The organism is Streptomyces sp. DvalAA-14 (assembly GCF_900091855.1).
Taxonomy (GTDB): domain Bacteria; phylum Actinomycetota; class Actinomycetes; order Streptomycetales; family Streptomycetaceae; genus Actinacidiphila.
Genome location: NZ_FMCH01000530.1, coordinates 1 through 11,624, shown reverse-complemented (window position 1 = coordinate 11,624; position 11,624 = coordinate 1). Strand labels below are relative to the sequence as shown.

General features: G+C 71.8%; 8 protein-coding genes and 1 pseudogene. 2 read left to right on the top strand and 7 right to left on the bottom strand.

Annotation, left to right across the window (positions count from 1 at the left end):
* Positions 1-365 (top strand): PucR family transcriptional regulator (locus GA0115240_RS28545; protein ID WP_237555281.1); only part of this gene is annotated, 365 nt, incomplete at its 5' end.
* Between the two features lie 40 nt (positions 366-405).
* Here GA0115240_RS28545 and GA0115240_RS38760 read toward each other — a convergent pair.
* The 7 genes and pseudogenes from GA0115240_RS38760 to GA0115240_RS28515 form a co-directional block, all read right to left on the bottom strand.
* Positions 406-486, bottom strand: a pseudogene (locus tag GA0115240_RS38760) (Uma2 family endonuclease); the annotation flags it as partial.
* Between the two features lie 88 nt (positions 487-574).
* Entirely contained in the window at positions 575-2,167 is a 1,593-nt protein-coding gene (gene serA, locus GA0115240_RS28540) for a phosphoglycerate dehydrogenase (RefSeq protein WP_093741077.1), read from the bottom strand.
* Between the two features lie 289 nt (positions 2,168-2,456).
* A complete protein-coding gene (gene ilvC / locus GA0115240_RS28535; protein ID WP_093741075.1) occupies positions 2,457-3,455 on the bottom strand; it encodes a ketol-acid reductoisomerase in 999 nt (332 codons plus the stop codon).
* A gap of 123 nt (positions 3,456-3,578) precedes the next feature.
* On the bottom strand, positions 3,579-4,106 hold the full coding sequence (gene ilvN / locus GA0115240_RS28530) for an acetolactate synthase small subunit (protein WP_093741074.1): 528 nt from the start codon (positions 4,104-4,106) through the stop codon (positions 3,579-3,581).
* 27 nt (positions 4,107-4,133) lie between these two features.
* Positions 4,134-6,005, bottom strand: a complete 1,872-nt coding sequence (locus tag GA0115240_RS28525; RefSeq protein WP_093741073.1) for an acetolactate synthase large subunit — start codon at positions 6,003-6,005, stop codon at positions 4,134-4,136.
* Between the two features lie 279 nt (positions 6,006-6,284).
* The gene (locus GA0115240_RS28520) at positions 6,285-9,092 is read right to left on the bottom strand and encodes a putative bifunctional diguanylate cyclase/phosphodiesterase (protein WP_256070046.1); all 2,808 of its coding nucleotides are present in this window, start codon (positions 9,090-9,092) and stop codon (positions 6,285-6,287) included.
* Positions 9,093-9,555: 463 nt separating this feature from the next.
* On the bottom strand, positions 9,556-10,545 hold the full coding sequence (locus GA0115240_RS28515; protein ID WP_093741071.1) for a 2-hydroxyacid dehydrogenase: 990 nt from the start codon (positions 10,543-10,545) through the stop codon (positions 9,556-9,558).
* Between the two features lie 48 nt (positions 10,546-10,593).
* On the opposite strand from GA0115240_RS28515, the gene GA0115240_RS28510 reads away from it, so the two are divergent.
* The gene (locus GA0115240_RS28510) at positions 10,594-11,586 is read left to right on the top strand and encodes an aldo/keto reductase (RefSeq protein WP_093741069.1); all 993 of its coding nucleotides are present in this window, start codon (positions 10,594-10,596) and stop codon (positions 11,584-11,586) included.
* Positions 11,587-11,624 lie beyond the last annotated feature (38 nt).

Below are 11,624 nucleotides of genomic sequence, written 5' to 3'. Positions count from 1 at the left end.
TGGCCGCGGCCTGGCGGGAGGCGGTCGACGCGGCGCGGGCCGCGCTGGCCGAGCCGGCGCTGGGACCGGTCGCGCGGTGGGGCGAGTTGGGCGCCTACCGGCTGCTGACCGCGCTGCCGCCCGGCGCGCCGCCGGACCCGGCGGTGGCCCCCCTGCTCACCGCGGCCCACCGCGAACTCGCCCGCACCGCCGAGGTGTTCCTCGACCACGCCGGCCAGGCCGGCCGCGCCGCGACCGCGCTCGCCGTCCACCGGCAGACGCTCTATTACCGGCTGTCGCGGATCGAGCAGCTGACCGGACTCGATCTCGACGACGGCGCGTCCCGTCTGCTGCTGCACATGGCGCTCAAGGCGGCCCGGCTGTAGGCACCGCGCGATCACGGAGAGCCGCCAGGCCGGGCTCCTTCCGCGGGCTCACAACAACGAGGCTCCCGTCGATCAGCTCGGTGTGCGCCGGGAGATCGGGGATGCGGTCGAGGTCGTCCAAACGTCAACGCCGCCCCCCGAGAGAGCAGGAGCGGCGTTGGCGTTTGGACGGCCGGACGGCGAATCCGCCCGGCCGGTCGGTCAATCGGTCAGTCCGTGAGGTTGACCGCCCGGGCGGATGTCGCACCGATCTCGCTGGCGATGTCGGCGAGCACGCCCGCCGGGATGGTGGAGTCCACGGTGAGCGCGACCAGCGCGTCGCCGCCCGCGGTGGAGCGGGCCACCTGCATACCGGCGATGTTGACGCCGACCTCGCCGAGGATGCGGCCGAGGGTGCCGACCACGCCCGGACGGTCGGTGTAGCTGAGGAAGGCCATGTGGTCGGCGAGCACCAGGTCCACGTCGTGGTCGCCGATCGCGACGATCTTCTGGATGTTCTTGGGACCGGCCAGGGTGCCGCCGATGGCGACCTCGGTGCCGTCGGCGAGCGTGCCGCGCACGGTGACCAGGTTGCGGTGGTTGGGGGACTCGCTGCTGGTGGTCAGGCGGACCTCGACCCCGCGCTCCTGGGCGAACAGCGGCGCGTTGACGTAGGACACCGTCTCGGCCACCACGTCCTCGAACACGCCCTTGAGCGCGCTGAGTTCGAGGATCTTGACGTCGTGCTGGGTGATCTCGCCGCAGACCTCGACATCGAGCCGGGCGGCGACCCCGCCGGCCAGCGCGGTGAAGATCCGGCCGAGCTTCTCGGCCAGCGGGAGCCCCGGCTTGACGTCCTCGGCGATCACCCCGCCCTGCACGTTCACCGCGTCCGGCACCAGCTCGCCGGCCAGCGCCAGCCGGACCGACCGGGCGACCGCGATGCCGGCCTTCTCCTGCGCCTCGTCGGTGGACGCGCCCAGGTGCGGGGTGGCCACCACGTTGTCGAACTGGAACAGCGGCGAGTCGGTGCACGGCTCCTTGGCGTAGACGTCCAGGCCGGCGCCGGCCACCCGGCCCTCCTTGAGCGCGGACGCCAGGGCCTCCTCGTCCACGATGCCGCCGCGGGCCGCGTTGACGATCCGCACCGACGGCTTGACCTTGTGCAGGGCCTCGTCACCGATCAGGCCGAGCGTCTCCGGGGTCTTGGGCAGGTGGACGGTGATGAAGTCGGAGGTCTCCAGCAGCTCGTCGAGCGTGAGCAGCTTGACGCCCATCTGGGCGGCGCGGGCCGGCTGCACGTAGGGGTCGTAGGCGACGACCCTCATCCCGAAGGCGGCCATCCGCTGGGCGACCAGCACGCCGATCCGGCCCAGGCCGACCACGCCGAGGGTCTTCTCGCTCAGCTCCACGCCGGTGTACTTGTTGCGCTTCCACTCCCCCGCCTTCAGCGCCGCGTTGGCGGGCGCGATGTTGCGGGCGGAGGCGATCAGCAGGCCGCAGGCGAGTTCGGCGGCGGTGACGATGTTCGAGGTGGGCGCGTTGACGACCATCACGCCGGCCTTGGTGGCGGCGGAGACGTCCACGTTGTCCAGGCCGACCCCGGCGCGGGCCACGACGCGCAGCTTGCGGGCGGCGGCGACGGCCTCCGCGTCGACCTTGGTGGCGCTGCGGATCAAGATGGCCTCGACGTCGGCGATGGCGGACAGCAGTTCGGCTCGGTCCGCCCCGTTGCAGTGCCGGATCTCGAAGTCCGGGCCGAGCGCGTCCACCGTGGCGGGCGACAGCTCTTCTGCGATGAGTACGACAGGCTTCTGGCTCACGTGGTCCTCACTTGTCCTTCGTGGGCGGCCGGTCCCGTTCGACCGCTCCAGGGAGGCGGGAATGGCATGCCGCGTGGAAGACGCACGACGCTGTGAGCCTGACGCGCTTGGTTTCAGCAGTGTATCGGCGGGCCTGAGCCACGCCTTTGCCGAAATGGAAGGATCACCCGGAGGGGTTGCGTCGCTTCGTACAAAGTCACCGGCTCACAGCATTCGGAGACTTGTACGAAGCGACGCCCGTACGAGGGACCACAGGCCCCCGCGGCGCACCCGGACCGGGCCGGAGGCGTTACGCCTCTTCGTCCACCCAGCTCATCAGCTTGCGGAGCTTCTTGCCGGTGGTCTCCAGCAGGTGGTTCTCGTCGGCCTTCTTGTACTCGTTGTACTTGGGCAGGCCGGCGTTGTATTCCGCGATCCAGGCGTTGGCGAAGGTGCCGTCCTGGATCTCGCCGAGGATCTTCTTCATCTCGGCCTTGGTGCCGTCGTTGATGATCCGCGGGCCCGAGACGTAGTCGCCCCATTCGGCGGTCTCGGAGACCGACCAGCGCATCTTCTCCAGACCGCCCTCGTACATCAGGTCCACGATGAGCTTCAGCTCGTGCAGGCACTCGAAGTACGCGATCTCCGGCTGGTAACCGGCCTCGACCAGCGTCTCGAAACCGGCCTTGACCAGCGCGGACGTGCCGCCGCAGAGCACCGCCTGCTCACCGAACAGGTCGGTCTCGGTCTCCTCGGTGAAGGTGGTCTTGATGACCCCGGCCCGGGTGCCGCCGATGCCCTTGGCGTACGACAGGGTCAGGTCGAAGGCCTTGCCGGTCGCGTCCTGCTCGACCGCCGCGATGCACGGGACGCCGCGGCCCTCCTCGTACTGGCGGCGCACCAGGTGGCCAGGGCCCTTGGGGGCGACCATGCAGACGTCCACGCCGGCCGGAGGCTTGATGAAGCCGAAGCGGATGTTCAGGCCGTGGCCGAAGAAGATGGCGTCGCCGTCCTTGAGGTTGTCCTTGATGGACTCCTCGTAGACGCGGGCCTGGATCGGGTCGGGCACCAGGATCATGATCACATCGGCCTCGGCGGCCGCCTCGGCGACCGGCAGCACCCGCAGGCCCTGCTCCTCGGCCACGGCCTTCGACTTCGAGCCCTCGTGCAGGCCGACGCGCACATCGACGCCCGAGTCGCGCAGCGACAGCGCGTGGGCGTGGCCCTGGCTGCCGTAGCCGATGACCGCGACCTTGCGGCCCTGGATGATGGACAGGTCGGCGTCGTCGTCATAAAACAGCTCGGCCACTTCGGGTCTCTCCTTGGATCGGGTTTACGGCCCACCGTACGACGGGCGGGCACGCGGTGGGACGGGGGTCTCGCCATCCGGATCGCCGGTGCGGCCCGGGCGGGCGCGCACCGGCGGCGCGGTCTACGCGGAGCGGTCGAGCGCGCGCAGCGAGCGATCGGTGATGGAGCGGGCGCCGCGGCCGATCGCGATGGTGCCGGACTGCACCAGCTCCTTGATACCGAAGGGCTCCAGCATCTTGAGCATGGCCTCCAGCTTGTCCGCGCCGCCGGTCGCCTCGACGGTGACGGCCTCCGGGGAGACGTCCACCGTCTTGGCGCGGAAGAGCTGGACGATCTCCACGATCTGCGAACGCGTCTCGTTGTCGGCCCGCACCTTCACCAGAACGAGTTCACGGGCGACGGCCGCCCCCGCGTCGAGTTCGACGATCTTCAGCACATTGACGAGCTTGTTGAGCTGCTTGGTGACCTGCTCCAGCGGCAGCTCGTCGATGACATTGACGACGATCGTGATGCGGGAGATCTCGGGGTGCTCGGTGGTGCCGACCGCGAGGGAGTCGATGTTGAAGCCGCGACGGGAGAACAGCGCGGTGATCCGGGCAAGGACACCCGGTTTGTTCTCCACCAGGACGGAGAGCGTGTGCTTGGACATTGTCGTCGTTCCTTTTCTGTGCCGGGCTCAGTCGGCCAGGCCGTCGCTGAAGTCCGGGCGCACGTCGCGCGCGGCCATGATCTCGTCGTTGGAGGTGCCGGCCGCGACCATCGGCCAGACCATGGCGTCCTCGTGCACGATGAAGTCGACCACCACCGGCCGGTCGTTGATCGCGTTGGCCTTGGCGATGACCGCGTCCAGCTCCTGGGGCGACTCGCAGCGCAGCCCGACGCAGCCCATGGCCTCGGAGAGCTTCACGAAGTCCGGGACCCGGGTGCCGCGGTTCTCGATGGAGCCGACGCCCTGGGTCGAGCCGGGGACGCTCTCGGCGCCGGAGTGCAGCACCGTGTTGGAGAACCGCTCGCCGTAGAAGAGGTTCTGCCACTGGCGGACCATGCCCAGCGCGCCGTTGTTGATGATGGCGACCTTGATCGGGATGTTGTTCAGCGCGCAGGTGGTGAGTTCCTGGTTGGTCATCTGGAAGCAGCCGTCGCCGTCGATCGCCCACACGGTGGCGTCGGGCCGGCCGGCCTTGGCGCCCATCGCGGCCGGCACCGCGTAGCCCATGGTCCCGGCGCCGCCGGAGTTGAACCAGGTGGCGGGCTTCTCGTACTTGATGAACTGGGCGGCCCACATCTGGTGCTGGCCGACCCCGGCGGCGAACAGGGTGTTGTCCGGGGCGAGCTGGCCGATCCGCTCGATGACCTGCTGCGGCGACAGACTGCCGTCGGCCGGCTGGTCGTAGCCCAGCGGGTAGGTGTTCCGCCAGAAGTTCAGGTGCTCCCACCAGCCGGTGTAGTCGCCCTTGTGGCCGGCCTCGTGATCGGCCTGGACGGCGACGATCAGATCGGCCAGCACCTCGCGGGCGTCGCCCACGATCGGCACGTCGGCGGTGCGGTTCTTGGAGATCTCGGCCGGGTCGATGTCGGCGTGCACGATCTTGGCGTGCGGCGCGAAGGTGTCCAGCCGCCCGGTGACCCGGTCGTCGAAGCGGGCGCCCAGGGCGATGATCAGATCGGCCTTCTGCAGCGCGGTCACCGCGGCGACATCGCCGTGCATGCCCGGCATGCCGACGTGCTGCGGGTGGCTGTCGGGGAAGGCACCCAGTGCCATCAAGGTGGTGGTGACCGGGGCGCCGGTCAGCTCGGCGAGGATGCGCAGCTCGGCGGTGGCGCGGGCCTTGAGCACCCCGCCGCCGACGTAGAGGACCGGGCGCCTGGCCTCGTTGAGCAGCCGGGCCGCCTCGCGGATCTGCTTGGCGTGCGGCTTGGTCACCGGGCGGTAGCCCGGCAGGTCCTGCTGCGGCGGCCAGGAGAAGGTGGTCTGGTTCTGCAGCGCGTCCTTGGCGATGTCGACCAGCACCGGGCCGGGCCGGCCGGTGGCGGCGATGTGGAACGCCTCGGCGATGGTGCGCGGGATGTCGTCGGCCTCGGTGACCAGGAAGTTGTGCTTGGTGATCGGCATGGTGATGCCGCAGATGTCCGCCTCCTGGAAGGCGTCGGTGCCGATGGCCTTGGAGGCGACCTGCCCGGTGATGGCGACGATCGGCACCGAGTCCATGTGCGCGTCGGCGATCGGCGTCACCAGGTTGGTGGCGCCCGGGCCCGAGGTGGCCATGCAGACCCCGACCCGGCCGGTGGCCTGGGCGTAGCCGGTGGCGGCGTGGCCGGCGCCCTGCTCGTGGCGGACCAGGATGTGCCGGACCTTCACCGAGTCCATCAGCGGGTCGTAGGCCGGCAGGATCGCGCCACCGGGGATGCCGAATACCGTGTCGGCGCCGACGGCCTCGAGAGAGCGGATGAGGGACTGCGCGCCCGTCATCCGCTCGGCGGGGGCGGCGGGCGCCGCGCTGCGGGTCCGCGGCTGCGGATGGTGGGACCCGGTGGCCTGCTCGGTCATCTGCGTTCTCTTCTCTCGAAGATGAGGGTGCTGAGAGGGTGCTGCGAAGGTGGTGCGGGGTGGTGCGGGGTGGGGCTGGGGATGCGGCACGGTGCCGCGGGGTGCTGGAGGGTGCTGGGGGTGCTGCGGGCAACAAAAAACCCCTCGTGCCGGGAGGCAAGCGAGGGGAGCGCGTCGGTGGGGTGCGAGGCGGTGCCGCCCCGTTCAGCCGACGCGCTTTCCAAGTACGAGAATTCGGTTGCGCATGGCGATGACCCTCCTCCCGTCCCCTGCCGGGTGTCAAGCCGGTGGGACGGGCGTCTCAGCATTTGACCGCCGGGCGGGCACCGGCAGGGGGCGTGCGCTGAGCTGTTCACGCGGGGTCTCCCTCGGTACGGGGTAGCCGCCGCGGGTCAGCGAGCCACGCAGCCGGTGTTCGTCCAGCGGGCCGGAGAAGGCCATGCCGAGGCCCTGCAGACAGCCCATCTCGCGCAGCGTCTGCACCTGCTCGGGGCGGTCCACGCCCTCGGCGACGGTACGGATGCCCAGGTCGGCGGCGATCCGCAGCAGACCACCGGTGATCTTGTGCAGCCGGCCGGACTCGACCAGGCCGTCGGTGAAGACGCGGTCGAGCTTGACCACGTCCACCGGCAGGGTGCGCAGCGCGACCAGCGTGCCGAACCCGTTGCCGAAGCCGCCGAGCGCGATGCGCACGCCGAGCCGGCGCAGCGCGCTGAGCCGCCGCTCCAGCTCCTCCGGCGCCACTTGCGGGTCGCCGCCGGTCAGCTCCAGGATCAGACCGCCCGGGGGCAGCTGGTGGCGGTCCAGCAGATGCTCGACCTTGCTGTCCGGCAGCCGGCGCGCGGGCAGCCGTACGGTCACCGGGACCCGGTGGCCGGCGCCGTAGCGGAGCGCGGCCTGCTCGACTGCCTGCTCCAGCAGCCACCGGCCGACATCTAAGCTCCGGTCGGGGTCCTCGGCGGCCCGCAGGAATTCGGCCGGGGTGAAGAGGATGCCCTGCGCGGACCGCCAGCGGGCCTGCGCCTCGACGCCGGAGATCCGGCCGCCGGACAGCTCCACCACCGGCTGGTGCAGCACGGTGAACTCGCCCTCGTGCAGCGCCCGGTGCAGGTGTCCGGCCAGCTCGGTACGGCGCAGCACATCGGACTGCATCTGCGGGGCGTACAGCTCCACCTGTCCTTTTCCGGCCTGCTTGGCGCGGTACATCGCCAGGTCCGCGTTGCGCATCACCTCGGTCGGGGTGGCGCCGGCCTCCGCGAAGGCGATGCCGATGCTGGCGCCGACCCGGACCTCACCGCCGTCCAGCCGGTAGGGGGCGGACAGCACGGTCCGCAGCCGGTCGGCGATCTCCCGGATCTGGCGTTCGCGCACCCCCGGATCCGCGCCGTCGGGCCCGGTGATCAGGGCGGCGAACTCGTCCCCGCCGAGGCGGGCCGCGCTGTCGCCGACCCGCAGGGCGTCCTGGAGCCGGCGGGCGGCCTGGATCAGCAGGTCGTCGCCGGCCTGGTGGCCCGCCGTGTCGTTGACCGCCTTGAAGCCGTCGAGGTCCACGTAGAGCACCGCGGGCCGGCCGTCGCCGGCCCGGCGCCCGGCGAGCGCCCGGCCGACGCGTTCGGTGAACAGCGCCCGGTTGGGCAGGTCGGTGAGCGGGTCGTGGGAGGCGTTGTGCTGCAACTGGGCCTGCAGGCGGACCCGCTCGGTGACGTCCCGGCTGTTGAAGATCAGTCCGCCCTGGTAGCGGTTGACGCTGGATTCGACGTGCAGCCAGTCGTCCCTTCCGTCCCGGCCGTCCCGCCGGTCGCGCGGGCCCCGGCCGCGCCCGGAGCGGATGCGGCACTCGATCCGGGTGGCGGGCTCCTCGCTGGCCGGGGCGGCCAGGAAGCGGCGCACTTCGTGCAGGACCCGCCCCAGGTCGTCGGGGTGGATGTGCGCGGCCAGTTCGGTGCCGACCAGCTCTTCCGGATCGCGGCCGTAGACGCCCTGCGCGGCGGGACTGACGTAGCGCAGCACTCCGGTGGGCGCGGCGATCATGATGACATCGCTCGACCCCTGCACCAGGGAGCGGAAGTGGTTCTCCTTCTGGGCGAGTTCCTGGGTGAGGGAGATGTTGTCGAGCAGCATGATGCCCTGCCGGATCACCAGGGCCAGCACCACGGTGGCCCCGGTGAACAGCACCACCCGGTCGCACTTCTGGCCGGTGATGACGTTGTAGAGGATGCCGAGGGTGCAGATCGCGGCCGCCAGGTACGGAGTGAGGGCGGTGAGCGAGCCGGCCGAGGTGCGGGTGGCGGCGCCGGGCTTCCGCTGCGGCTGCGTCCGGGCGCCGACCCAGGGCGCGTGCGCCATCAGCATCGCGCCGGCGAACCAGCCGGCGTCGAGGATCTGCCCGGAGCGGTAGTGCGCCCGCAGCAGCGGGGAGGTGAACAGCGCGTCGCACAGCACGGTCAGCGCGAGCGCGGCCAGCGCGGTGTTGACCGCGGCGCGATTGACCGCCGAGCGGCGGAAGTGCAGCGCGAGCACCATGCTGACCAGCACGATGTCCAGCAGCGGATAGGCCAGCGACAGCGCGGTACGGGCGGTGCTCGGGCCGTCCCAGCGGGCGGCGTGGGCGAGCGCCAGGATCCACGACAAGGTCAGCAGCGAGCCGCCGATCAGCCAGGTGTCCAGCGCCAGGCAGACCCAGCCGGCCCGGGTCACCGGGCGCTTGGCGAGCACCAGCAGGCCGATGATGGCGGGCGGGGCGAACATCAGGAAGCAGAAGTCGGCGGCCGAGGTCTGCGGCACGGGCTCGCGCAGCACGACCTCGTACCACCCCCAGATCGCGTTGCCGAGGGCGAGCATCGCGGAGGAGAAGGCAAACAGCAGCCAGGCCGGGCGGTGCTGGCCGGCCACCCGGCGGGCGTACAGCAGCGCCGAGACGGTGGCGGTGGCCGAGGCGGCGGACAGCCCGAAGTCGCCCATGATCAGGGCGACTTCGGTGGAACCCCAGCCGAGGGCGGCCCCGGTGGTGTAGCCGGCGCAGAGCAGGGCGACGAGGAGTTGGGGAAGCGGTCCGCCGCGCCCGCCCCGGGCGGAAGGCGCGGCGATCGCCGCCTTCGCGACGGCGCTTCCGGTGACGCTGCCGGCGGCACTTGCGGCAGCACTTCCGGCGGCGCCGCCGGCCGCGCTCGCGGTGACGCTGGCGGCGCCGCTCCCGGTGACGCTGCCGGCCGCGCTCACCGCGTGCTCCACTGCCGTCGCTGCCCTTGGTGCGGTCGATGCGATCGATACGGTCGATGCGTCCGGTGCGGCCCGGCCGGCCGCGGGGTGGTCAGGTGTGCGCGGTCCATCGCCCGTCGCCCCCCTTACTTGCTCGTCGTCCACAGCGCCGCGATCGCATCCTCACGTCGCCGCGTGCCCCCGGAAACGGACGATACACCAGAATTGTCACTCAGCGATAGGTCTCCTCTACTGTGTGTAATCGTACGAGAGTTGGTGGACACGGCGTGCAGTCACCGAGTGCCGCGCCGGCGGCTTCCCGGCCGCCTCCCGGTCCGCCGCCCGGCTCCGCTCAGGTGGTCGCGACGACGTTCTCCAGCGGCTCCCCGCGGGCGAAACGTTCGAGCTGCCCGCGGATCAGCCGGTGCGCCCGGGGCCGGAAGGCCGAGGTGCTGCCGCCGACGTGCGGGCTGATCAGCACACCGGGCGCGTGCCACAGCGGGTGCCCGGCCGGCAGCGGCTCCGGGTCGGTGACATCCAGTGCCGCCGTCAGCCGGCCGGTCTCGGTCTCGGCGAGCAGCGCCTTGGTGTCCACCACCGGGCCGCGGGACATGTTCACCAGCAGGGCGCCGTCCTTCATCGCCGCCAGGAACGGTCCGTCCACCAGTCCCCGGGTCTGCTCGGTGAGCGGCGTGGTCAGCACCACCACATCGGCCCCGGGCAGCAGTCCGGGCAGTTCGCCCAGCGCGTGCACCGGCCCGCGCGGTCCGGTCCTGGCGGTCCGGGCGACCCGTATCGTCTCGCAGGCGAAGCCCGCCAGCCGGTCCTCGACGGCCGCCCCGATGGAGCCGTAGCCGACGATCAGCACCGTGCGGTCGGCCAGCGCCGGATAGAAGCCGGCGTACCACTTCTCGTTGTCCTGGCCGCGCACGAAGCGGGGGATACCGCGCAGCGAGGCGAGGATCAGCGCGACGGCGAGTTCCGCGGTGCTCGCCTCGTGCACGCCCCGGGCGTTGCACAGGCGCACGCCCGGCGGGAGCCGGTCCAGGTGCGGGGCGATGGAGTCGACGCCGGCGCTGAGGGTCTGGACGACCCGGACGTTGCGCATCCGGGACAGCGGCCGGGCGCCGGCCTCCGGGCCCTTCATGTAGGGGACAACGTAGAAGACCGCCTCGGCGGGGTCGGCGGGAAAGTCCTGGTCGACGCCGTCCCAGTACACGTAGCGGAAGGTGTCCGGCAGCCCGCCGACCTCCGCGGGCGGGACGGAGAGCCACACCTGGGGACGGTGGTCCCCGTCACCGGTGGCGCCGGGGATGCTTTGGCCTTGGGTTGAATCGGTCATGGTCAGGAGGCTATGGCACAGTGTGGGCGGCGCAAGGAGGTCACACGGGTGGAGCGCAGGACGGTCGGGGCGGCAGCACTCGCGGTGGGCGCGGTCGGCCTCGGGTGCATGCCGATGAGTTGGGCGTACAGCACGTCACGGCAGGGCGGCGAGGAGTCACTGCGCGCGGTGCACACCGCACTCGACCACGGGACGACATTGCTGGACACGGCCGACATGTACGGGCCCTTCACCAACGAGCTGTTGCTGGGGCGGGTGTTGAAGGAGCGGCGGGCCGAGGCGTTCGTGGCCACCAAGTGCGGGCTGCTGGTCGGCGACCAGCACATCGTGGCCAACGGCCGCCCCGGCTACGTGCGACGGGCCTGCGACGCGTCGCTGCGGCGGCTGCAGACCGACACCATCGACCTCTACCAGCTGCACCGGGTGGACCCCGAGGTGCCGGTGGAGGAGACCTGGGGCGCGATGGCCGAACTGGTCGCGGCCGGCAAGGTGCGGGCCCTCGGGCTGTGCGCGATGGGGGCGCGCGGTGACCGCCGTACCGGCGCGGCGCTGCACGACGAGACGATTCGCCATCTGGGCCGGGTCCAGCAGGTGTTCCCGGTCAGCAGCGTGCAGGCGGAGCTGTCGGTGTGGGCCACCGAGGCGCTGGACGAGTTGCTGCCGTGGTGCACCGCCCGCGGGATCGGCTTCCTGGCCGCCATGCCGCTGGGCAACGGCTTCCTCAGCGGCACGCTCACCCCCGGCGGCGGCTTCGAGCCCGACGACCTGCGCGCCCGGCACCCGCGCTTCACCGCGGAGATGATGGCCGCGAACCAGCCGATCGTGGTGGGGCTGCGCCGGGTCGCCGAGCGGTACGGAGCCACCGCCGCGCAGGTGGCTCTGGCCTGGACACTGGCGCAGGCACCCGGGGTGGTGCCGGTGCCGGGCACGAAGTCCTCCCGCTGGAGCGCGGAGAACGCGGGCGCGGCGGCGCTGGCGCTGAGCGGGGCGGATCTGGCGGAGATAGCGGAGCTGCCACCGGCGCGGGGGTCATGGGACTGACCGGTACGCCCGGGGCAGCAGACCGGCCACCCGGCCGC